At 64.7% G+C, this 21,345-nt stretch carries 21 protein-coding genes; 3 read left to right on the top strand and 18 right to left on the bottom strand.

Going from position 1 to position 21,345, the window contains the following annotated elements:
• Positions 1 to 67: 67 nt before the first annotated feature.
• The gene (gene gstA / locus B0G74_RS12385) at positions 68 to 688 is read left to right on the top strand and encodes a glutathione transferase GstA (protein ID WP_132375042.1); all 621 of its coding nucleotides are present in this window, start codon (positions 68 to 70) and stop codon (positions 686 to 688) included.
• 63 nt (positions 689 to 751) lie between these two features.
• Here gstA and astE read toward each other — a convergent pair whose 3' ends face one another.
• From astE to B0G74_RS12445, 12 genes are all read right to left on the bottom strand, one after another.
• Positions 752 to 1,804, bottom strand: a complete 1,053-nt coding sequence (gene astE, locus B0G74_RS12390) for a succinylglutamate desuccinylase (RefSeq protein ID WP_243658169.1) — start codon at positions 1,802 to 1,804, stop codon at positions 752 to 754.
• Positions 1,788 to 3,128, bottom strand: coding sequence for an N-succinylarginine dihydrolase (gene astB, locus B0G74_RS12395; RefSeq protein WP_132375043.1), 1,341 nt, complete (start codon positions 3,126 to 3,128; stop codon positions 1,788 to 1,790). Before astB ends, astE begins: the two co-directional genes overlap by 17 nt.
• A 9-nt stretch (positions 3,129 to 3,137) precedes the next feature.
• Positions 3,138 to 4,601 carry a succinylglutamate-semialdehyde dehydrogenase gene (gene astD, locus B0G74_RS12400; RefSeq protein ID WP_132375044.1) on the bottom strand — a complete coding sequence of 488 codons (1,464 nt, stop codon included), beginning with the start codon at positions 4,599 to 4,601 and terminating at the stop codon, positions 3,138 to 3,140.
• Between the two features lie 2 nt (positions 4,602 to 4,603).
• Positions 4,604 to 5,635: an arginine N-succinyltransferase gene (astA, locus tag B0G74_RS12405; RefSeq protein WP_132375045.1), complete on the bottom strand. Its 1,032-nt coding sequence runs from the start codon at positions 5,633 to 5,635 to the stop codon at positions 4,604 to 4,606.
• Positions 5,632 to 6,690, bottom strand: a complete 1,059-nt coding sequence (gene aruF, locus B0G74_RS12410) for an arginine/ornithine succinyltransferase subunit alpha (RefSeq protein ID WP_132375046.1) — start codon at positions 6,688 to 6,690, stop codon at positions 5,632 to 5,634. Before aruF ends, astA begins: the two co-directional genes overlap by 4 nt.
• Before the next feature lie 41 nt (positions 6,691 to 6,731).
• Positions 6,732 to 7,967 carry an aspartate aminotransferase family protein gene (locus B0G74_RS12415; RefSeq protein ID WP_132375047.1) on the bottom strand — a complete coding sequence of 412 codons (1,236 nt, stop codon included), beginning with the start codon at positions 7,965 to 7,967 and terminating at the stop codon, positions 6,732 to 6,734.
• A gap of 167 nt (positions 7,968 to 8,134) precedes the next feature.
• A complete protein-coding gene (locus B0G74_RS12420; protein WP_132375048.1) occupies positions 8,135 to 9,184 on the bottom strand; it encodes a GlxA family transcriptional regulator in 1,050 nt (349 codons plus the stop codon).
• A 37-nt stretch (positions 9,185 to 9,221) separates the two neighbouring features.
• On the bottom strand, positions 9,222 to 10,013 hold the full coding sequence (locus tag B0G74_RS12425; protein ID WP_132375049.1) for an ABC transporter ATP-binding protein: 792 nt from the start codon (positions 10,011 to 10,013) through the stop codon (positions 9,222 to 9,224).
• An 81-nt stretch (positions 10,014 to 10,094) separates the two neighbouring features.
• On the bottom strand, positions 10,095 to 10,808 hold the full coding sequence (locus B0G74_RS12430; protein WP_106285972.1) for an ABC transporter permease: 714 nt from the start codon (positions 10,806 to 10,808) through the stop codon (positions 10,095 to 10,097).
• A gap of 4 nt (positions 10,809 to 10,812) precedes the next feature.
• Positions 10,813 to 11,502 (bottom strand): histidine ABC transporter permease HisQ, encoded by a 690-nt coding sequence (hisQ, locus tag B0G74_RS12435; protein ID WP_132375050.1) that lies wholly within the window; start codon positions 11,500 to 11,502, stop codon positions 10,813 to 10,815.
• A gap of 269 nt (positions 11,503 to 11,771) precedes the next feature.
• Complete coding sequence (locus B0G74_RS12440; RefSeq protein WP_132375051.1) at positions 11,772 to 12,725, bottom strand: patatin-like phospholipase family protein; 954 nt, start codon at positions 12,723 to 12,725, stop codon at positions 11,772 to 11,774.
• Between the two features lie 28 nt (positions 12,726 to 12,753).
• Positions 12,754 to 13,305: a hypothetical protein gene (locus B0G74_RS12445; RefSeq protein WP_132375052.1), complete on the bottom strand. Its 552-nt coding sequence runs from the start codon at positions 13,303 to 13,305 to the stop codon at positions 12,754 to 12,756.
• 166 nt (positions 13,306 to 13,471) lie between these two features.
• Between B0G74_RS12445 and B0G74_RS12450 the strand changes: the two genes are divergently transcribed.
• Positions 13,472 to 13,669, top strand: a complete 198-nt coding sequence (locus B0G74_RS12450) for a hypothetical protein (RefSeq protein WP_132375053.1) — start codon at positions 13,472 to 13,474, stop codon at positions 13,667 to 13,669.
• A 181-nt stretch (positions 13,670 to 13,850) separates the two neighbouring features.
• Here B0G74_RS12450 and B0G74_RS12455 read toward each other — a convergent pair whose 3' ends face one another.
• Both B0G74_RS12455 and B0G74_RS12460 read right to left on the bottom strand, forming a co-directional pair.
• Positions 13,851 to 15,041, bottom strand: coding sequence for an acyl-CoA dehydrogenase family protein (locus tag B0G74_RS12455; RefSeq protein ID WP_132375054.1), 1,191 nt, complete (start codon positions 15,039 to 15,041; stop codon positions 13,851 to 13,853).
• 22 nt (positions 15,042 to 15,063) lie between these two features.
• Positions 15,064 to 16,050 carry an ABC transporter substrate-binding protein gene (locus B0G74_RS12460; protein ID WP_243658170.1) on the bottom strand — a complete coding sequence of 329 codons (987 nt, stop codon included), beginning with the start codon at positions 16,048 to 16,050 and terminating at the stop codon, positions 15,064 to 15,066.
• 187 nt (positions 16,051 to 16,237) lie between these two features.
• Between B0G74_RS12460 and B0G74_RS12465 the strand changes: the two genes are divergently transcribed.
• Positions 16,238 to 17,149 (top strand): LysR family transcriptional regulator, encoded by a 912-nt coding sequence (locus tag B0G74_RS12465; RefSeq protein ID WP_132375055.1) that lies wholly within the window; start codon positions 16,238 to 16,240, stop codon positions 17,147 to 17,149.
• A gap of 55 nt (positions 17,150 to 17,204) precedes the next feature.
• On the opposite strand, the gene B0G74_RS12470 is transcribed toward B0G74_RS12465, so the two are convergent.
• The 4 genes from B0G74_RS12470 to B0G74_RS12485 form a co-directional block, all read right to left on the bottom strand.
• Positions 17,205 to 18,806, bottom strand: a complete 1,602-nt coding sequence (locus B0G74_RS12470; RefSeq protein ID WP_132375056.1) for a rhodanese-related sulfurtransferase — start codon at positions 18,804 to 18,806, stop codon at positions 17,205 to 17,207.
• The gene (locus B0G74_RS12475) at positions 18,803 to 19,411 is read right to left on the bottom strand and encodes a cysteine dioxygenase (RefSeq protein ID WP_132375057.1); all 609 of its coding nucleotides are present in this window, start codon (positions 19,409 to 19,411) and stop codon (positions 18,803 to 18,805) included. The genes B0G74_RS12470 and B0G74_RS12475 overlap by 4 nt, the downstream gene beginning before the upstream one ends.
• A gap of 33 nt (positions 19,412 to 19,444) precedes the next feature.
• Positions 19,445 to 20,458, bottom strand: coding sequence for an ABC transporter substrate-binding protein (locus tag B0G74_RS12480; RefSeq protein ID WP_243658171.1), 1,014 nt, complete (start codon positions 20,456 to 20,458; stop codon positions 19,445 to 19,447).
• Positions 20,459 to 20,519: 61 nt separating this feature from the next.
• Positions 20,520 to 21,344 (bottom strand): class II aldolase/adducin family protein, encoded by an 825-nt coding sequence (locus B0G74_RS12485; protein WP_132375059.1) that lies wholly within the window; start codon positions 21,342 to 21,344, stop codon positions 20,520 to 20,522.
• Between the last annotated feature and the right edge of the window lies 1 nt (position 21,345).

Consider the following 21,345-nt stretch of genomic DNA (forward strand, 5'->3'; position numbering starts at 1 on the left):
TGTCGGCCGACGAGCCTCGCCACCGGCACCTGCCGGCCACTTCACTCCCGTTCATAGCGAAACCATCATGAAACTCTATTATTCACCGGGCGCCTGTTCGCTGGCGGTTCACATTGCACTGCGCGAAGCGGATCTCGACTTCGAAGGCGTCAAGGTCAATCTGCAAACGCACAAGCTCGCCAACGGCGACGACTATTACGCAATCTCGCCGCGCGGCTATGTGCCCCTGCTCGAATTCGCCGATGGCTCGCGCCACACGGAAGGCGCCGCGTTGCTGCAATACGTCGCCGATCTCGTGCCCGAGGCGGGCTTGCTGCCGCCCGCGAGTTCGCCGCAACGGCTCGAAGCGCTCGGCTGGCTCACGTATATCAGTACGGAATTGCACAAGACGTTCAGTCCTTGGCTGTGGCATCAGGAGACCGCCGAATCGACGAAGACCGAATGCCGCGCGAAACTCGCGACGCGTTTTGGCGAACTGGAGCGTGTGCTGGCGACACGCGATTATCTGACGGGACAGTTCTCGGTCGCCGATGCCTATGCGTTCACGGTGCTGAGTTGGGCGCGCATGCTGTCGATCGATCTCGGTGCTTATCCGAAGCTGGGTGCGTATCTGGAGCGCGTAGCGGCGCGCCCGAAGGTGCGTGAAGCGATGGTGGCCGAAGGCTTGATCCGCGCGAACGCGGCCTAGGCGGCGGCCTGAGGGAAAACGTTGCGCGCCTCGGCGCGCAACGTTTGGGTCTTGCGTGGTGGCCTACGCGAGTTTCGACAGCGTGTCCTGCGTCGTCTCGACGACCATCAAGCCGGCGCGCAAACCGGGCTTGACCGTCGCGTTCGGAAACACGAGCCGCTCCTCGTCGTGCTGCACGACATAGCGATACTCGCCATCGCGCGCGAGCACGGTGTCTTTCGCGAACGGCGTGAAATTCGCCACATCGGCGGCGACCAGCAATTCGAACGCATCGCTTTGCTTGGTGATCTGATCGATGACCGTGAACGCCCGCGGCAGATTCCCCTGCGCCTCACCACGCATGCCGGCCAGCAGATGACGCACCGCGTGATCGGCACCGGCGAAACGCGTCAGATCGTTCTGGCCGAACGGACGCACCTTGCCGAGTTCCAGCGTGCACGCTTCGGCGCCGCATACCTGCGCGGTGAAATGCGAATACGTGTTGCCCTTGGTGGTGTGCAACAGCACCACACTGATACGCGCCTCGCCGAGCCACTCGAACATCGCGCGTGAAAACGGCTTGCCGGTGTGCGGCAGCAACGCGAACTGCTCGAAGGCGGACGCGCGGATCGCGGTGTGCATGTCGATATGCCAGCGCGCGCCGGGTTGATCCGGCGCTGCCGCGAAGAATTGCGTCGCGACCTGCTCCAGCGCGGCGGCACGCGGCGCCTCGTAGCTCTGCGGCACCTGCAGATGACGGCCGCTGAAGAGGCGGTTCAAATCGTCATCGCGATAGCGGCAGGCGTCGCGCATTGCGTCGACGTTGCCGAGAATCACCAGCAGGCGGCAAGTCAACGCGGCGGTGCCCTTCGCGATATCGCGCACCAGAAACCCCAGCAGTTCGATCGGCGCGGTCTCGTCGCCATGCACGCCTGCAGAGACGAGCACGCTGCGCACGCCCTCTTCCTGCGTTGCCGGTTCCATCAACAGCACGCCGTCGTCCAGCCACGACCAGCGCACGCCGCCGGCACACGTACCTTGTGCTTCACCAGCGGCCGGCCGCGTGCCCGCCAGCGTGTAGGCGAGGAAATCGTCGAGCATCGAAACCGGCATATCGCGCTCAGCGCTGGAAGTCATACAGCGAACCCAAACCGAGAATCTGCGTCAGTTCGTCGAGCGCGGTGCGCGATTCGGCGAGCAATTGCGGATCGGTCAGATCGGCCGGTGCGAGACGGTCGCGATAGTGTTTTTCGATCCACGCATCCAGACGGCCGAACAACGTGTCGTTGATCCACACGCCTTGCGTCACCGCCGCGCGCTCCGCGTCGTCGAGCACGACCCGCAGGCGCAGGCAAGCCGGCCCGCCACCGTTCTTCATGCTTTCGCGCAGATCGAACACCAGCACGTCGTCGATCGGGCCCGAGCGTGATGTCAGTTCGTCGAGGTAAGCAGCCACGCGCGGGTTTTCGCGGCATTCCTGCGGCACCACCAGCACCTGCTGGCCATCCGGGCGCGTCAGCAACTGGCTGTTGAACAGATACGAGGTGACGGCGTCGGCCACGCTCACCTGCGCGTCGGGCACTTCGATCACGTTGAAGTCCGCCTTCAGACCGGAGAGCTTCGCGCGCAATTCGTCGTACACCGCGTTCTGTTCGACGAACGCCAATTGATGACAGAACAGCGTATTGCGATTGCCGACCGCGATCACGTCGTTATGGAACACGCCCGCGTCGATCACGTCGGGGTTCTGCTGCGCATACACCGTGGCCGCATCGGCGAGGCCGTGACGATGCGCGACCGCGCGGCTCGCCTCGAAGGTTTGACGCGCCGGGAAGCGCTTAGGCTCCGGCCCGCGACGATACTCGCTGCGGCCATACACGAAGAATTCGACGCCACGTGCCGCATATTCCGCGCAAAAGCGCGTGTGATTCGCCGCGCCTTCGTCGCCGAGCGCCGGCGTGCCGGGCAGTGCCTCGTGCACCGCGAAACGGTCGGCGTCGTTGAAAATCGCGCGCAGCGTGCGGCGCGTCGATTCATGTTCGATCGCGCGATGCAGCTTGCTGCACAGATTGGCCGGCGTGAAATGCACGCGGCCGTCGTGCGTATCCGCGGACGGACTCACCGTCGCCGCATTCGCGGTCCACATCGCCGAAGCCGAACTCGCCGCGGCCAGCAACTCGGGCGCGTCCTTGGCCACGCGCGCGATCACGGTCGCGTCGTCGCCGGAGAAACCGAGCTCGCGCAACAGACGCATCGACGGACGCTCCTGCGGCGGCAACACGCCTTGATGAAAGCCGAGATCGGCGAGTTGCTTCATCTTGCGCAGGCCTTGCCGCGCGGCCGCCTTCGGATTCGCAACCGACTTCTCGTTGTTCTGCGACGCGACGTTGCCGAACGAGAGCCCCGCGTAGTTGTGGGTCGGGCCGACCAGGCCGTCGAAATTGGCTTCAGTGGCTTGCATCGTCGATCCTTAGAATTGAAGGCCCGGCGAGACGCTCGCGGGCATTTGCAGTTGCGCGCTTTCGACGGATGCCATCGGGAACGCGCAGTAGTCGGCGGCATAGTAAGCGCTCGGCCGGTGATTGCCCGAGCGGCCCGGCCCGCCGAACGGCGCGCCCGACGATGCGCCGTTGGTCGGCCGGTTCCAGTTGACGATGCCCGCGCGGATGGTGCGCTGGAAATGCGTCCAGAGCGCTTCGTCGTCGGCGAGCAGGCCGGCGGAGAGGCCGAACTCGGTGTCGTTGGCCTGTTCCAGCGCCTCGTTGAAGCTGCCGTAGCGGATGATTTGCGCCAAAGGCCCGAAGTGTTCTTCGTCCGGCAGGTTCTTCACGCTTGTGACGTCCAGAATCGCGGGCGTCACGAACCCGAGCTTCGGGTCGCGTTGTTCCATCTTCAGCAGCGCCTTGGCGCCATCGGCCAGCAGACGTTCCTGCGCCGCGACCAGGCGCGACGCAGCACGTGCCGAGATAACGGCACCCATGAACGGCTGCGGATCGGCGTTGTATTCACCAACGGTGATGCGCGAGGTAACCTCGGTGAGGCGTTCCATGAAGCGGTCGCCGAATGCATCGTTCGGCACGAAAATGCGGCGCGCGCAGGTGCAGCGTTGACCCGCCGACAGAAACGCCGATTGAATCGTGTGATGCACGGCGGCGTCGACATCGGCCACCGGTCCGATCACGAGCGGATTGTTGCCGCCCATTTCCAGCGCCAGCACGATCTCCGGGCGACCGCCGAATTGCTTGTGCAGCAATGTTCCGGTATCCGAACTACCCGTGAAGAACAGGCCGTCGATCTGCCGATGGTTCGCGAGCGCGATGCCGGTGTCCTTCTCGCCTTGCACGAGATTCAGCACGCCTGCCGGCAAACCGGCATCGCGCCAGATCTGCACGGTGAGCGCGGCCACACCGGGCGCGAGTTCCGACGGCTTGAACACGACTGCATTGCCCGCGATCAGCGCCGGCACGATATGCCCGTTCGGCAAATGACCGGGAAAGTTGTACGGCCCGAACACGGCCACCACACCATGCGGACGGTGCCGAAGCACCGCTGTGCCGTCCGCCATCGCGGAGCGCTTCTCGCCGGTGCGTTCGTTATAGGCCTGAATCGAGATCTCGACCTTGGCCGCCATCGACGCCACTTCGGTGCGCGCTTCCCACAGCGGTTTGCCGGTTTCGCGGCCGATCGCTTCAGCCAGCGCTTCCTTGCGCTCGGTCACGAGCGCGGCGAAGCGGCGCACCACGCCGCAACGCTCGTCGAGGCTCAACGCCGACCACGCGGCGAACGCGCGGCGTGCGCTGCGCACCGCGCGATCGACGTCGTCCGCCGAGGCGCTGTTGCCTTCCCACACCGTCGCGCCCGTGCCTGGGTTGTGCGACGCGAATGCGGGTCCTGTGCCGGCGGCCCATTCGCCGTCTATGAAAAGCTCGCTCATGATCATCCCTGTTTGTGTTTCTGCGGCAGCACGCGCACGAGGTCGCCCGCCTTGAGGTCGAGTGCCGCGGCTTCAAGCGCGCTCAGGCGGAATACGCCGTCCTGCGGCACGCCCGCCACGACGCCGACGCGAAAATCGCTCAACGACGTATTCGACACCATCGATTTCGGTCCATCCTGCGGCGCACTCGACGCGCCGATCTCGACCGGCACCACCACGCTCTCGCGCACCGTGCGCAAGTCGGCGATATGGCATTCGAGCACCGGCCCCGCGTCGAAGATATCGACGTGGTTCTCGTAACGCAGCCCTTCCGATTCGAGCATGCGGCGCGCCGGAATCGTGTCGTTGTGCGTGAGGCCGACGCATTGCTGCGCCTCTTCCGGCAACAACTCGACATACACCGGATAGCGCGGCATCAGCTCGGCGAGAAACGCCTTGCGGCCGTGCGAACTCAGGTAGTCCGCCGCGTTGAAATCGATCTGGTAGAAATGTGAGCCCACCGCGCGCCAGAACGGCGAGGTGCCTTCGGCGTCGAAATGGCCGCGCAATTCCGCGCACAGACGCTGCGGAAAGCGCTCGCGAAACTGCGCGAGAAACATGAAGCGCGAACGCGACAGCAGGCCGCCCACGCCGCTCGTGCGATAACGCGGGCTGAGGAACAGCGAGCACACTTCGGCATAACCCGTCAGGTCGTGCGAGATGTTCAGCGCGCGCATGCGCGTCCAGATGCCGAGGTCCTGGCTCGCGTGCACCACCGTGCTCACGCGATAGTTGTAGAACGGCTGCTGCAGGCCGACCGAGGTTTCAATTCCGCACACGCCGGCGACGTCGCCCGTGTCGGTGTCTTCCATCACGAAGAAGTAGCCGGCTTCATGCGGCTCGGCCTTGTCTTCCATCGTGCGGCGCGCGCGTTCCACGCGTGCCGCGAGCGCCTCACGGTCCGGCTTGAAGGTGGTGAGACCCGGGCCGGTTTCCTGCGCGAGCCGCATGAGCGCGTCCACATCGCCTCGTTGCACAACGCGAACGACGATCATCGTGCCTCTCCCGATTGTTCTTCCTGATGCGGCTGGTGCAGCGGCACGCAGCGCACCGTGTCGCCCTCTTCCACGCCGAGCGCGGCACGCGCCGCGTGCGGCAACGACGCGCCCGCTTCTTTACCTGCCGGCAATTCGCCGAGCACGCAGCGGAATTCGCCATCGGCGCCGTTATGCGCGATCAGATACGTCGAACCGTCAGCGGCCGCATGGTTCTCGTGCACCACACGCGTTTCGTTGCGCGTGACGCAGGCGCTGCGATCCACTTGCGCGGTCAACACCGGACCCGCGTCGAATATGTCGATATACCGATCCGTCTCGAAGCCTTCCTCGAGATGAATGTCGTATGCGAGCAAAGCCTTCGAATCCGGCTCGCCGAGCACGCGCTGCGCCGCCTCTGGCAGCAACGGCACATACACGGGATACGTCGGCATCACTTCGGCGATGAACGTGCGGCTACGGCCGCCCGATTCGATCTCGATGTCGGCGAAGTTGCGGCCGAAGAACTTGCGCCCCACCGCTTCCCAGAACGGCGACACGCCGTTCTCGTCGGTGACGCCGAGCAACAGCGAAAACACCTCGGGCGTGAAGCGCTTGCGATTGGCGGCGATGTACATCATCCGCGCGCGCGACATCAGATGCGCGGCGGCGTCGCCACGCAGCGACGGGTCGATGTAATAGCCCGCGAGGCGGCTCTTGCCGGTCAGCTCATGCGACATGGTCAGCGCGTGAATCTTGCGGTTCACGTGCAGTTCGCGCGACGCATGAATCAGCGCGTCGTTGCGAAACGCGTAGAACGGGTCCGAGTAACCGGCCGCGGCGACGATGCTCGCCGTGCCCATCAGCTTGCCGCTCAGCGCATCTTCGAGCACGAACAGATAGAACTCCTCGCCCGGGAAATCGACTTCCGCGCGAAACGAGTCTTCCGACAACGCGACGCGCGCTTCGAGCGCACGCCGGTCGTGCGGCAGGGAATGCAGCACCGGTTGCGCGGTGCGCGCCATGTGTTCGAGCGCGTCGAGATCGGCGAGGCGGCCTGGGCGTACGAAGAGCATCATCGTTCCTGTTGAATGTGACGCGTGATCAATGCCGTGAATCAATGCGACGCCGCTTCAGCCTTCGCGCCGACGATCGTTTCGATGGCCTTCGCGAGTCGCTCGAAGCCTTCGTTCATGTCGTCGAGCGGCATGATCAGCGACGGCACGAAACGCAGCACGTCAGGACCGGCCATCAGCATGATCACGCCATGCTGGCCTGCCGCCGTGACGAAGTCTTTCGCGCGGCCCTTGAATGCGTCGGTCAATTCCGCACCGATCAGAAGACCCCGGCCGCGCACTTCCGTGAACAGACCGAAGCGTTCGTTCAGCTTGGCGAGGTGGCCCTTCAACGCTTCACTGCGCGAACGCACACCTTCGAGCAGTTTCGGATCGCTGACCAACTCGACCACCTTTTCAGCGATCGCCGCGCCGAGCGGATTGCCGCCGTACGTCGTGCCATGCACGCCGACCTTGAAATGCGCGGCCAGTTCGTTGGTGGTCAGCATCGCGCCGATCGGGAAACCGTTGCCGAGCGCCTTGGCGGTGGTCAGGATGTCCGGCGTCACGCCGGTTTCCTCGTACGCGTAGAAATAGCCGCTGCGGCCCACACCCGTTTGTACCTCGTCAAAAATCAGCAGTGCGCCGTGCTGATCGCAGGCTTCGCGCAGCGCCTTCAGGAACGCCGGATCCGCCGGGATCACGCCGCCTTCTCCCTGAATCGGCTCGACGATCACCGCGCAGGTTTGCGCGCCGATGGCTTTCTTCGCGGCTTCGATGTCGTTGTACGGCGAGTGGGTAATGCCGGCCGGCACCGGGCCGAAGCCTTCCGAATACTTCGGCTGGCCACCGACGCTGACCGTGAAGAACGTGCGGCCATGGAACGACTGGGTGAACGAGATGATTTCGAATTTGTCCGCGCCGTGGCGGTCGAACGCGACGCGGCGTGCCAGCTTCAACGCGGCTTCGTTCGCTTCCGCGCCCGAGTTGGCGAAGAACGCGCGGTCGGCGAACGTCAGGTCTTCGAGGCGTTTGGCGAGGCGCAGCACCGGCTCGTTGGTGTAACCATTGCCGATGTGCCACAGCTTGCCGCCCTGCTCGTGCAGCACGTTCAGCAGTTCGGGATGCGCATGACCCAGGGCGGTGACGGCGATGCCGCCGGCGAAGTCGATGTAGTCGCGGCCTTGCGTATCCCAGACGCGCGAGCCGAGACCGCGATCCGGCACGAAGGCGGCGGGCGAAAACACCGGCACCATGACTTCGTCGAAGGTCTGGCGTGTCACTGTCAGGTCGTTCATGGCAAATCCTCGTTACAGGTGAGAGGTAATACAGGTAGTGTAGGAAACCGCACGCGATCCGTCTTGCGCATACGCGACGCTTTCTATGAGGTTCCACGCGAACGGGACGGGTTTAGCGCCTGGCCAGCGCGTTTCTGTCCGCGATTCAGTCCGCGTCTCAGTCAGCTTCAATCCGCCTGATCCGGCGGTTCGATCAGCGCGCCCGGCCGCGGCTCGCTGGCCGCGGCGCCGCTCGCGCCGGTCTGCTTGTCGATCCAGTTCCGACGATCCTCGCGCGGTGTGACACCAAAGCGTTCGCGGTACGCATTCGAAAAGTGCGCCGCCGACGAAAAACCGCAAGCAAGACTGATCTGCACCACCGACTTGCTGGTGCGCTGCAATTGCGTGCGCGCTTTCGAAAGCCGCAGTCCCAGATAGTATTTGGACGGCATCGAGCCGAGATACTGGCGAAAGAGGCGCTCCAACTGCCGCCGCGATACGCCGACCAGACCCGCGATCTCGTCGGTGGTGAGCGGGTCTTCGATATTCGCTTCCATCAGCAGCAACGCGTCGTTCAGGCGCGGATGGCGTTCGCCCGGCGCGGTCACGAACGGAATGCGCTGACGTTCCTCACCCGCGCGCAGCACGCCGACGCCGAGCGTATCGGCAATCCGGTCCGCGAGTTCAGGACCGTGCTCGCGGCCGATCATCGCCAGCATGAAGTCGACGGTCGCCTGGCCGCCCGCACAGGTCGCGCGATCGCGGTCGATTTCGAAAATCTGTTGCGTGACGATGGAGCGCTCGAACTGCTCGGAGAACTGCTGATAGGTTTCCCAATTGACGCTCACGCGATAGCCGGACAACTGCCCTGCCATGGCGAGCCACCATACGCCGTGATGAATGCCGGTGACGAGCGGCGTGCGCTGGCCGACACGCGAGAGGCTGGCAAGAAAGAGTCGATAATCGGCGAATTGCTGAAAGCGCTCGCTGACGATGATCAGCCAGTCGCACGAGATCGCATCGCCGAAGGCGGCGTCGGCCGGCCAGTGCGCGCCGCCCGCGAGCGGCACCGCGCGGCCGTCCCACGAACACACCTGCACGCGGTACAGCGCGCGGCCGTCGATTTCATTGGCGAGATTGAGCGCGTCCACAATCGGCCCGACGCCCGACATCGACACGGGCGGCAAGGCGACGATTGCGACCTGCGTGGTCCGAGCCGGGCTGGACGTGCGAGCCATCGCTGAGCGAGTCAAACGCTACGGCGCGAGCCGCGCGTTACTTCAGGCTGCCGGAGAGGAACTGCTTGAGCCGCTCGCTGCGCGGCGAGGTCAGGACTTCCGCGGGCAAGCCTTCTTCTTCGGTGCGGCCTTGATGCAGGAACATCACATGGTTCGACACGTTGCGCGCGAAACCCATTTCGTGCGTGACGACGATCATGGTGCGCCCTTCTTCGGCGAGCTTCTGCATAACCTTGAGCACTTCGCCGACCAGTTCGGGGTCGAGCGCGGAAGTCGGCTCGTCGAACAGCATTACGTCGGGGTTCATGGCCAGCGCGCGGGCAATCGCCACACGCTGCTGCTGACCGCCGGACAGATGCGACGGATACTGCTTTTCGAGGCGCGGCGCGAGACCGACCTTCTCGAGATATTCCCGCGCGCGGTCTTCGGCTTCCTTGCGCTTCAGACCCAGCACATGAATCGGCGCTTCGACGATGTTCTCGATCACATTCATGTGCGCCCACAGGTTGAAATGCTGGAACACCATGGCGAGCTTCGTGCGGATGCGCTGCAGCTGCTTGTGATCGGCGACTTCGAGATTGCCGGCACGGTCGGTTTTGGTCTTCACCGTCTCGCCGTCGACGACGATCTGCCCGGCGTTCGGCCGCTCGAGGAAATTGATGCAGCGCAAGAAGGTGCTCTTGCCCGACCCGCTCGCGCCGATGATGCTGATCACGTCGCCCTTATTCGCATTGAGCGACACGCCCTTGAGCACTTCATTGTCGCCGTAGCGCTTGTGGATGTCCTGTACGGCGAGCTTGCAAGCTTCGGTTTGAGTCGTGTGGAGCAAGATGCTCTCCCTTTGAAAATACGGATCAATCTTCGTGACGACGCGAGGATAACGCGCCATCCACTGCAAACACGGCGCGCTTCAATGCGTGCGCACCGCCAGGTAACCCAGCCAATGACGCTCGGCGCGGCGGAACAAAGCCACCAGCGCGAACGACACCACGAGGTAAATCAGCGCCGCGAGGCCGAACGCGTCGAACGACTGGTAAGTGGCCGAGTTCGCGTCGCGCGCCACCTTCAGGATGTCCGGCACCGTGGCCGTAAAGGCGACCGTGGTGGCGTGCAGCATCAGGATCACTTCGTTACTGTACAACGGCAAGGCCCGGCGCAGCGCGGACGGTATCACAATGCGCCGGTACATCGTGAACCAGCTCATGCCGTAGGCGCGGGCCGCTTCCACTTCGCCGTGCGAGGTCGAACGGATCGCGCCGGCGAAAATCTCCGTGGTGTACGCGCAGGTGTTCAGCGCGAAGGCGAGAATCGCGCAGTGAAAACCGCTGCGGAAGAATGCGTCCAGCACTTGATGCGAGCGCACGAATTCGAGGCTGTACATGCCGGTATAGATCAGCAGCAGCTGCACGTACAGCGGCGTGCCGCGAAACACGTAAGTGTAAAGACGCACCGGCGTGGAGAGCCAGCGCTTCTTCGACACGCGCGCCACTGCCAGCGGAATCGCCAGCACGAAGCCGATGCCGATCGACGCCACCAGCAGCCACAGCGTGACCGCGAGGCCGGACATGCGCTGGCCGTCCCAGTACAGGAACGCGCGCCAGAATTGATTGAGGATGTCGATCATGGTCTTAGAGCTCCGCGTGCCGCACGCCGATCGAATAGCGCTTTTCCAGCCAGATCAGCACGAGATTCGAGGCGGTGGTGATCGCCAGATAGATCAGCGCGGCGACCAGGATGAAGAAGAACATGTTGAAGGTGCTTTTACCGGCGTCCTGCGCGGCTTTGACCACGTCGGCGAGACCGATGATCGACACCAGCGCCGTCGCCTTCACCAGCACCTGCCAGTTGTTGCCGATGCCCGGCAGCGCGAAACGCATCATCTGCGGGAACAGGATGCGTGTGAACACGCGCGCGCCGCTCATGCCGTACGCACTGCCTGCTTCGAGCTGGCCGCGCGGCACCGCCAGAAAGGCGCCGCGAAAGGTCTCGGTGAAGTACGCGCCGTAGATGAAGCCGAGCGTCAGCACGCCGGCCACGAACGGATCGATATCGAATTGCGGGAGATTCAGCGCGTCAGTGAGATTGTTGACCGCGATCTGGATGCTGTAGAACAGCAGCAGCATCAGCACGAGGTCGGGCACCGAGCGGATCAGTGTCGTATAGCCGGTCGCGATTGCCCGCAGCGGGCGGCTGAACGAGAGTTTCGCCGCCGCGCCCGCGAGGCCGAGCAGCACGGCGGCCGCCAGCGACAGGACGGACAGCTCGATTGTCTGGATCGTGCCGGCCAGCAACACCGGACCAAAGCCGTATAGGAACACGCGTGTCTCCATCCAGGTTGTTTGAGGATGTCTCGGACGGTATCGGCTTGTGTCTGCCCCACTCGTCCAGCATGGCGCGGAGTCTCGCAAGCGAAAATTAATTTCTCAAAGGCGCGCCGGCACTTTGTTGCGACGCAGCAAAGCGTGCTTTGGCGTGCCGTGCGGCTTGCAGGGCTTGGTTTTGCGGGGAATTGGGATTTGTTAGGCGGGGAACACGCGGCGAGCGCCGCCGCGATTTAGCAAGTTTCGGGTCGCTTTTTCGATAGACGTCAGTCAATCCCCAACCTTGCCCGAATCGCGGGCAGCATATGTTCCACCGCCGCGCGCCCTTCCTCGATGGCCGGCGCCGCGCGGTGAAAGTCGAAAATCCCCATGCCGCCCAAACGCGGCTGGATGAGGATATCCGCCGGCTCACCCGCGAGGCGGCTGCGCGTAATCCGCACTTGCATGATGTCGATGCTTTGCGCGATCGAACTCAGCATGGACGGCACGCGCGCGCTCGGCGCGGGCGGCACGCGCACGTCGTCCGTGGCGCGCCCCTCCGCGGGCGCGAGCCAGCGCGGCCACGGCTTGCCGTTGCGGCGCAGTGCGAGCGGCGGCGGCGCGCTCGGATCGATGGCGGGTGTGTCGACCACCGCGCCGCCGAAATCGCGGCCGTTCAGAATATCGTTGTTCAGATCGACGGCGATCACGCAGTCCGCGCGCATGCCACGCGCCACCGAAACAGGCACCGGGTTGCTCAAGCCGCCATCCACCAGCCAGACACCGTTGTGCCACACCGGCGTGAAAATGCCCGGAATCGCAATCGACGCGCGCACCGCGTCGACCACACTGCCGTCCTGGAGCCAGCTTTCGCGGCCCGAATCGAGTTCGGTGGCGACCGCCGCGAACGGCATGTTCAATTGCGCGATCGAACGGCCATTGAATTTGTCGGCGAACAGCTGGATCACCTTGCGCCCGCCGAGCAGCCCACCCGAGAGACGCAGATCGAGCAGGCGCACCACCGTTTGCCACGTGAGCCGCGCGACCCACTCCTCGAGCCAGTCGAGGTCGCCGTTTGCGTACACCGCGCCCACCAGCGCGCCGATCGACGTGCCGCAGACCACATCGGGCTTGATGCCCGCATCGTGCAGCGCGCGAATCGCGCCGATATGCGCCCAGCCGCGCGCGGCGCCGCCCCCTAACACCAGCCCGATCCGGCTGTATCGACGTCGACGAATCATCTTCTTCCCCGCTTCTCTCTTCTAACTTCTATCGCCCTCGGATCACGTCCGAACGCGATGTCGTGTACACCTTCTGATACTGGTCGAAATGCACGTTGAAAATGCCCTCTTCGGTCACGCCGCCTTCACGCCACTTCCAGCTCCACACGGTTTCCGGCTTGAGCGGAAACACCGCGACCTGGCCGGGCTTGCCGAGCAGTCGGCGCACTTCGTCCTCGCTCATGCCCATGCGGATCTTCGCGAAGTTGGCAGCCGTCAGCACCTGGGTGATCGCCTGCAATTTGCCGTCACGATCGATGTCGACCATGTACGTATTCAGGCCTTGCGGGCCGCGCGGATATTCGAAGCGTTTGGAACCGTCGGTGAACGTGCGCTCGGTTTCCGGCTTGCCCATCTGGTCGCGGATCTGCGCTTCGGTCGTGACGCCCGGCGTCATGTCCTTAAGCAACAACGCATCCGGTTTGACGGCGTTGAAAAATTCCTTGAGTTTTTGCACGGCTCGGTCGCTCGATTGGTCGTCGCAACCGGTCAGCGCGATGCACGCGGCCAGCATGGCGACAGTCAGCAGTTTGAGGCTCACAGCGAGTTTTTCCTGTACGGACGCAGGCTGCGAAGCCCGCATCCCGTTGTGTAGTGTCTGCTACAGGATAACCGCGCACGGGCAAAACCGCGAGCGGACGCGGCACGGCGGTGTGCGCGGTCGTACACGGTGATGGCGGCAAGAGGCTGGGACGGCGGGAGGAAAAGTGGCCAAGCAGACGGCAAAGCACGTTAAAAACCGGTGCCACAAGCAAAAAGGCGACGCTGTGCAAAGCGTCGCCGGGTCGGTCGATACGGTCAACCGGAAAGTGAAAGCGGCCGACTGGCCGCCTGAAAACGAAGCACCGCGGACGACGCGCAGCGGTCTGGTCCCGGACGAAGCGGTGAGCAACCTTGGCTGCTGACCTTGCGCCATCGCCGGAATGGCAAACCGCTGCTTGATTGGCCGCCCTGGTCCCTCGATAAGCCTTCCAAGTGCAGTTAATCTAAACGGATTGGCGGGTTTAGACGAGAGCGCGTTTACACCGAATTGGCAGATGATTTGCGTTGGGCGGCGAGGCCTTCAACAGCTTTCGACGAGGCATTTCAACCGCGCGAAATCGATGCAAAACCCGCGCGTCCCGCCGCCTGCAGCACCGAGTCGTTTTGCGGCGTGTGAATCCGCGCGCACAGCACGTCGCGATAGTGACGCTCGAGTGGATTGTCGCGCGAAAGACCGGGGTTGCCGCTCGCTTCGATCGCCAGTTGCACGGCCTCGATCGCCTGGTTCGTCACCGTGTATTTGACGAGCGGCGCCTCGTCGAGCGTCACGTGTTCGGCACGCGCGCTCGCGTCGAGCAGCACGCGATTGCTGAACAGCAGCGCGTCGATGCGGCCGAGCGTCTGCTGGAAGGCCGGCAGGCTCGACAGCGGCGCACCGAGATTGCCGGGCGCGCGGTCCACGGCCCATTGCGCGAACCAGTCGCGCGCGGCCCGCGCGACGCCGTCGTAGACCGCCGACAACAGCACGCTCATCCACGCCACGCCGAGCGCATCGAGCCCGGCGCCCGGCGCGCCCGGCGGATGCGCATCCACTGCCTGCGCGGCCGGCACGAACACGTTGTCGAACACCAGTTCGTGACTGCCGGTGGCGCGCATGCCAAGATGATTCCATTCGTTGCCCACTCGCACGCCGGGCGTGTCGCGGTGCACCAGCCACACGCCGACGCGCGGCGGCGTCTCGTCGCTGCGCGCCCACACCGCGAGCCAGGTGAGACCGGGACTGCCGGTCGAATACAGTTTGCTGCCGTCGATCACCCAGCCGTCCGCGCGGCGCTTCGCGATCGTCGACGGCAAGCCACCGCGCGCGGGCGTGCCGTGTTCGGGTTCGACACGCAGCGAGTTGATCAACGCGCCCTCACGCACCGCATCGCGCGCCACGCGTTCGCGCAGTTCGACCGGACAGTGCGGATTGCCCTGCAAGCGATGATGAAACAGATACTGCATCACCAGCACCAGCGCCGTGGACGGCTCGCCGCGCGCCACCGCGCGCACCACCTTCAAGGCCTGCGGCAGGCTCGCGCCCGCGCCGCCGAACGCTGCGGGCACCGTCAGCGAAAGCAGATCGAACTCGTGCAGGCGCGCGAGATTCGCATGCGGGAATTCAGCCGTGCGGTCATGGTGCGCGGCGCTCGCGGCGAACTCATTCGTGAGTTGCGCCAGCAATGCGTCGAATGCATCGCTATCGAGCGGCGGATGACGCCGTGTCACGGCGCTGTCGGCAATCGGGGCATTCATGCGGACACTCCGGCTGGCCTCGTCAAGGCAAAGGGAAGCTGCGATCGAAGCTCGGGCGCACGTCCAGATGCGCGCGGATCACATTGGCGGCTTCGTAGGTGTCCGCCGTGCGCTGCTGTGCGGCCACGACGCTGTCGTCGATCACTACCGGATGCACCTGGCCGCGCTGATAGACGGTCTTCAGCACATCGGTCGGCAGGCCCGTGACACGCGACTGCATCGCTGCGACTTCGTCGGGATGCGAGAGCGCCCAGCGCTGGCCGATCGCGACGCGCCGCAGGAAGTCGGCGAGTTGTTCGCGTTTGTCGGTGATCGCGCGTTCAGTGGCGACCTGATAGCTCAGCCCTTCCGACAGACCGACGCCGTTGGCGATGATGCGGTCGTGATCGCGCGCTTCTCCGAGCGCCGTGTACGGGTCCCACACCGACCATGCGTCGACACTGCCCGAGGCAAGCGCCGCTTTCGCATCGGCGGGCGCGAGGAATACGAAGGTGACGTCGGTGAGCGGCACGTTGGCCTTTTTCAATGCGGCCAGCGCGAGGTAGTGGCCAATCGAGCCGCGCGTCGTGGCAATGCGCTTGCCCTTCAGACTCGCCGCGTCGTTGAGCGGCGACTGTGCGCCGACCACGATCGCCAGATCCAGCGGATTAGAGCGCGTCGCCGCGACCGCCCTCACCCGCGCGCCGGCGGCCAGCGCGAAGACGAGCGGCGCGTCACCGAGACCGCCGACGTCGACCGCACCCGCATTCAATGCTTCACCAAGCGGCTGCGCTGCCGGGAAGTTGAACCATTCGATCTTGTACGGCAGGTCTTTCAACTGGCCGGACGCTTCGAGAATGCCGCGCGTTTGCAAGGCTTGATCGCCGACCTTGAGCACCGGCAGATCGGCGGCATACGATGGCGCGGCGCACAGCAACGCTGACGCAGCAAGCGCGGCAACGCCGGGCGTTACAGACCATGCACGTCGCAGAACAGATCGGATTGCGAAAGAAAAACGGGAAGTCGTCATGGGCAGCGCGTGTGTCGTGGCAGCGAGTTGATTTGCCATCGACGATAAGGCAGGCCCTTGTATAAGACAAACGCATTATTCTGCTAAGCAAATATGCGAAATTTTCTTACACGGCCGATGCGGGTACGCGCCGACGCGGGTATCATCGAGCGCATTCTTTTGCGCCTCTATCCGCTCACCGCTCATCATGAAGATCGACGAAATCGACGCCTACGTCACCGTGATTCGCTGTCAATCGCTGCAGCAGGCAGCGCTCTCGCTCGGCCTCACGCAACCGGCGATCACGCGCCGCTTGCAGAATTTCGAAGAAGCGCTCGGCGTCGAACTGCTCGACCGCAATACGCGTCCGCTGAACGCGACGGCCACGGGACGCATCGTCTACGAACAATGTCGCGTGATCCAGCGCGAACTCGATGTGCTGCGCGAGATCGTCGCCACCGACACACCGCCAGTCGGCACGCTGCGGCTCGGCGTCGCGCAGACGATTGCGGATATCGCGCTGACCGAGGCGATGCGCGTTCTGAAGACGGACTATCCCGACTTGCAGGCGCGCGCGTCGACCGGTTGGGGCAGTCAACTGCTGCAACGCGTCGAACAGGGCGAACTCGACGCGGCGGCGATCCTGCTGCCCGGCAACAAGACCTTCGACGACTCGCTGTCGGCCCGCTCGCTAGGTCGCATCAAACTGGCGGTGGTCGCGCGGAAAGGGCTGCTGAAAAAGCGCGCGCATACGCTGGCGGAATGCCAGTCGATCGGTTGGGTGTTGAACCCGGACGGCTGCGGTTTCCGCGACGGCCTGCAACGCGCGCTCACCGGGCTCGGGCTCGCCCTCAAGCTGAACCTGGAAACGCTTGGCACCGAATTGCAATTGCAGCTCGTCGCGGACGGCAACGGTCTGGGTCTCGTGCCGCTGCCGTTACTGCAGATGAGCGCCCACGCAGACACGCTCGATATCATTCCGATCAGCGACTTCAAGCCGCTGATCGACATCTGGCTCGTGCAGCCGCGCGTGCTCGGCAAACTGCAACAGCCTGTCGAACGTTTCGGCGCGGCTGTCGAGCGGCAGTTCAAGGAAGCGCGCGCGCAGCGCGCGGCCTGAGCCGCGCCGCCCTCGCTCACTTCGCCTGTTCGACGGTTTCGTCGCAGCAAACCGCTCAGATCACGCGAAACCCATGCGTACCGTCGCGCCCGAGTTGCGCGACGAGCCCATACTCCCATTCCAGATACGCGTTCATCGCTTCGCGCGCGTTATCGGTGCCCTCATAAGGCCGCCGGTAACGATCGATGCGCCCCGACGCCATGCGCGTCTCGCCGCTCTCGAGCGGCAAGCCCGCTTCGATCCACGCCGTCGTGCCCCCGCTCAGCACCTGCACCGGCTTGCCGGTCAATGCCGCAACGTCGGGAGCGGCGAAGCGCGCGAGCTCGCCGCTGCCACAGGTCACGACGAAATGCTGCGCATCCGGCAGCTTGTGCAGTGCCTTCTCGAGTTCGCCGCGAATCACGAACCACGCGCCGGGAATATGCCGCTTCACGTAATTCGCGCTGCTGGTGAAATCGAGCACCGCGGTGCCTCGCGATTGCAGCAACGTGACCAGTCCGGCCGGCGTGATCTCGTCGGCGTCGGGCGCCGTGGGCGCATGGCGAACCGCGGGCGCCGCGCCCTTCTCGCCGAAGTCCGCCGCCATCAAACCATCGACGACATACACCTCGATATTCATCTGCGCGAGCCATGACGCGGTCATGTTCGCGCGCACGCCGTCGTTATCCGCGAGGATCACGCGCGCGCCGCGCACCGGCGCGAACATATCGGTTTCCTGCACGAGCTGGCCGCCCGGCGCGCTGCGAAAACCGGGCACGTGGCCCGCTTCGTATTCTTCCGGCGTGCGCACGTCGAAGCGATACACGGTGCGCACCGCTTCGCCGGCCCAGCGGCGCGCTTCATCGCGTGAGGTGCGGCCCACCTTCGCGCGATCCGCCACCGTGCGCGCCGAATCGGCGGCGGCCAGACGTAGCTGATCGTCGACAATCGGCTCGAACCTGCGCGAACTGCCGTGCGCGAGCGCCTGGCCAGCCAGCGTCCAGCCGATGGTGCCATTGCGCAGCGCCGCAACCGGGTTCGGCACACCCGCGTTGATCAGCGACTGCGCACCGATAATGCTGCGCGTGCGCCCCGCGCAATTGACGATGATCCGCGTCGCCGGATTCGGCGCAAGCTGGCGCGCGCGCAGCACCAGTTCCGCGCCCGGCACGCTGATGCTGCCGGGAATATTCATGGTGTGATATTCGTCGAAACGGCGTGCGTCGAGCACCACCGCGTCGGCTTCGTGATCGAGCAGCGCCTGCACTTGCGGCGCGGTCAGCGACGGCGTATGACGCACGCTCTCCACCAGTTCGCCGAACGCCTTGCTCGGCACATTGACGTCCTGGAACAGTTCGCCGCCGGCCGCGCGCCAACCTTGCAAACCGCCTTCAAGCAGAGCGACGTCGGTATAGCCCAGCTCGCCTAGACGGCGCGCGGCACGTTCGGCGAGTCCTTCGCCGGAATCGAACACCACGATGGGCACCGCCTGGCGCGGCAAGCGCACGGGCGCGTCGAGTTCGAGCCGCGACAGCGGCAGATTGGCGGCAAACAGCGGATGACTGCGGGCGTGCGGATCTTCCTCGCGCACGTCGACGAGCGCGATTTCCTCGCGTTCGAGCAGTGCGCGGCGCACGTCTTCGAATGATCGGGTACGAAATGCCTGAACGAAACTCATGAGATCGGGGACTCCTTCGCAACATTCCAGATATTCGGCAACACGTCGTTCGCGTAGCCGGAGACAAAGGGCTTGCGGGTGGCGCCGTCCGGATAGACGGACCGTTTTACCGCGCCGATATTTGCACCGTACACGTGAATGCTGATCGACGTACGGTCACTAAAAGCGTTACTCACACGATGAATATCGCCAATGCGCGGCGACACCGCATCCACGGCGCCGGCGTCCAGTCGTTTTGCCGCGCCGTTTTCCTGTAGCGCGCCGTCGGCGGCGATACGGTAACCCTGCGCAATTTCCGCGCCACGCAGCACACCGATCAAACCCCATACGGTGTGATCGTGCACCGGCGTCGCCTGCCCCGGTCCCCACACAAAACTGACGATTGAAAAACGCTGCCGCGCATCCGCGTACAACAGGTACTGCTGATACCGCTCGGGATCGGGTTGCGCGAAGGCGTCGGGCAGCCAGTCGTCGTGGGCGATCAGTTCGCGCAGCGCGGCGCCGCCGGTTTCCAGCAGATGCGCTTCGGGCGCCGCTTCGTCGACGAGCGAGGCAATCCGGCCGGCGAACGCGCGCAGGCGGTCCGGCCTCAGGGCTTGAGTCATCGAGTATTCAGAAGGTAGGTTCGAATGGCGCGCTCACGCACCGTGGGCGAGCGCGGTGTTGAAGGTGTCGGTCCACAGCGGTGCGACGTCGACACGCCGCTCGATTACGGCGGCACGCGCGAAGGTATCGGCCACCTGCTGCTCGCTCGCAATATCCGCCGCCGTGATGCCGGTGACGCGGCGCGCCTGGCTCTGGTTGCGATAGAGCGAGAGGATCGCCTCCTCCGGCACGCGCAACTCGGCGGACAGCACCTTCGCGTACGCGTCCTGATGTTGCGCGAACCACGTGCACGCGCGTTGCAAGCGCACCAGCAGATCCGCGGACGCGGCGCGCCGCAGCGGATCGGCAAGCGTCGCCGGATGCCCGTAGTACAGGTAATTGCCCGACAGATAGCCGTTGGCGTTTTTCAGCACGCGCGCGCCAGCCTGCGAGATCGCGAGCGGCACGTTGTAGCCATAGATCGCCCAGGCATCGAGCGAGCCGGCGTTGAATGCGGCGAAGCCGTCGCGCGGCGCGAGCGAGGTCGCCTGGATGTCGTTGAACGAGAGTCCCGCTTCCTCGAGCATGCGCAGCAAGTAGTAATGCGTGGTGGTCGCGCGCAGATAGCCGACGCGCTTGCCCTTGAGATCGGCGATCGAGCGGATCGTCGAGCCTTTGGGCACCAGCACGACCTGGTTGTTGACATCGTCCTTATAGACGGCGATCACGCGGATCTGCGCGTTCTGCAGGCGCGCAAAAATCGGTGGAATCTCGCTGCCCGAGGCGATGTCGAGCGAGCCGCCATTCATCGCTTCGACCATCGCGTTGCCCGATTGAAATTCGGACCAGTCGATCGTGTAAGGCGTATCGGTCAGGCCCGCGGTTTTCAGCAGCGTGGCGTCGCCGCCTTTGTAAGTGGCGACGCGCAGGCGGACTTTGCTCAGGTCCAGACGCGGCCCGGTTGCGGTGTTGGGCATGGGCGTGGCAGCAACGGCGGAGCGGGCGATCAAACCGCTGCCCGCTCCGAGCCATGCCACAGCCGGCAACGCGGCTGACAGCGCAGCCATGAGCCGGCGACGCCGGTGCGAAACCGGCGAATTCGTACGTTGAGTCATCGTGTGGGAGCGTTCAGGTGAGGACGTCGGGCTCGGCTTCGACCAGCCCTTCCAGCAGGCTCTGGAACGCGAACAGCGCGCCGCCCGCGCGGCCGACCTGTTCATGCGTGAGCGTGGCGATGTCGTGCGGAATCGCTTGCGGCGTGCCGGCGGCTTCAGCGAGCAGTTGCGCGTGGCACGCGTTGTCGAGCGCGATGTACCACCACGCCGCCGCTTCCACGCTCGGGCCGGCCGTGAGAATGCCGTGATTCTTCAGGATCACCGCTTTGCGCTCGCCGAGCGCCGCGGCAATCCGCGCGCCTTCATCGGTATCGAGCACGACGCCGCGAAAATCGTCGAACAACGCGTGATCCTGATAGAACGCGCACGAGTCTTGAGTCAGCGGATCGAGCGTACGGCCGAGCGTCGACCATGCCTTGCCATACAGCGAATGCGTGTGGGCCGCCGCGACCACGTCGGGGCGCGCTTCGTGAATCGCCGCGTGAATCGCGAACGCCGCCTGATTGACCGGTCCCTCGCCGACCACGATCTCGCCCTCGGCATTCACCAGCAGCAGATCGGACACGCGGATGCGGCTGAAATGCTTGCCGAACGGATTCACCCAGAAGTGATCGGGCCATTCCGGATCGCGCGCGGTGATGTGGCCCGCGAGCCCTTGATCGAAACCGTAGCGCGCGAAGAGACGAAACGCCACGGCAAGCCGCTCCTGCCGATAGCGGCGTTCAGCGGCGACGCTCTCGCGCGGCGGTACATCGTCGAACCAGAATTTGCGTTGCGGCGCGTGACGCCGGATTGCCGGTAGTTCCTTGGCGAACGTGGTGAGAGACAGATCGGTCATG

Origin of the sequence: Paraburkholderia sp. BL9I2N2, from assembly GCF_004339745.1 — a bacterium.
Classification (GTDB): domain Bacteria; phylum Pseudomonadota; class Gammaproteobacteria; order Burkholderiales; family Burkholderiaceae; genus Paraburkholderia.

What these genes read in the sequence shown, in the direction of transcription:
- gstA (WP_132375042.1), top strand. Translation starts at nt 68, where the DNA reads ATGAAACTCTATTATTCACCGGGCGCCTGTTCGCTGGCGGTTCACATT.
- astE (WP_243658169.1), bottom strand. Translation starts at nt 1,804, where the DNA reads ATGACTTCCAGCGCTGAGCGCGATATGCCGGTTTCGATGCTCGACGAT.
- astB (WP_132375043.1), bottom strand. Translation starts at nt 3,128, where the DNA reads ATGCAAGCCACTGAAGCCAATTTCGACGGCCTGGTCGGCCCGACCCAC.
- astD (WP_132375044.1), bottom strand. Translation starts at nt 4,601, where the DNA reads ATGAGCGAGCTTTTCATAGACGGCGAATGGGCCGCCGGCACAGGACCC.
- astA (WP_132375045.1), bottom strand. Translation starts at nt 5,635, where the DNA reads ATGATCGTCGTTCGCGTTGTGCAACGAGGCGATGTGGACGCGCTCATG.
- aruF (WP_132375046.1), bottom strand. Translation starts at nt 6,690, where the DNA reads ATGCTCTTCGTACGCCCAGGCCGCCTCGCCGATCTCGACGCGCTCGAA.
- B0G74_RS12415 (WP_132375047.1), bottom strand. Translation starts at nt 7,967, where the DNA reads ATGAACGACCTGACAGTGACACGCCAGACCTTCGACGAAGTCATGGTG.
- B0G74_RS12420 (WP_132375048.1), bottom strand. Translation starts at nt 9,184, where the DNA reads ATGGCTCGCACGTCCAGCCCGGCTCGGACCACGCAGGTCGCAATCGTC.
- B0G74_RS12430 (WP_106285972.1), bottom strand. Translation starts at nt 10,808, where the DNA reads ATGATCGACATCCTCAATCAATTCTGGCGCGCGTTCCTGTACTGGGAC.
- B0G74_RS12440 (WP_132375051.1), bottom strand. Translation starts at nt 12,725, where the DNA reads ATGATTCGTCGACGTCGATACAGCCGGATCGGGCTGGTGTTAGGGGGC.
- B0G74_RS12455 (WP_132375054.1), bottom strand. Translation starts at nt 15,041, where the DNA reads ATGAATGCCCCGATTGCCGACAGCGCCGTGACACGGCGTCATCCGCCG.
- B0G74_RS12460 (WP_243658170.1), bottom strand. Translation starts at nt 16,050, where the DNA reads ATGACGACTTCCCGTTTTTCTTTCGCAATCCGATCTGTTCTGCGACGT.
- B0G74_RS12465 (WP_132375055.1), top strand. Translation starts at nt 16,238, where the DNA reads ATGAAGATCGACGAAATCGACGCCTACGTCACCGTGATTCGCTGTCAA.
- B0G74_RS12470 (WP_132375056.1), bottom strand. Translation starts at nt 18,806, where the DNA reads ATGAGTTTCGTTCAGGCATTTCGTACCCGATCATTCGAAGACGTGCGC.
- B0G74_RS12475 (WP_132375057.1), bottom strand. Translation starts at nt 19,411, where the DNA reads ATGACTCAAGCCCTGAGGCCGGACCGCCTGCGCGCGTTCGCCGGCCGG.
- B0G74_RS12480 (WP_243658171.1), bottom strand. Translation starts at nt 20,458, where the DNA reads ATGGCTGCGCTGTCAGCCGCGTTGCCGGCTGTGGCATGGCTCGGAGCG.
- B0G74_RS12485 (WP_132375059.1), bottom strand. Translation starts at nt 21,344, where the DNA reads ATGACCGATCTGTCTCTCACCACGTTCGCCAAGGAACTACCGGCAATC.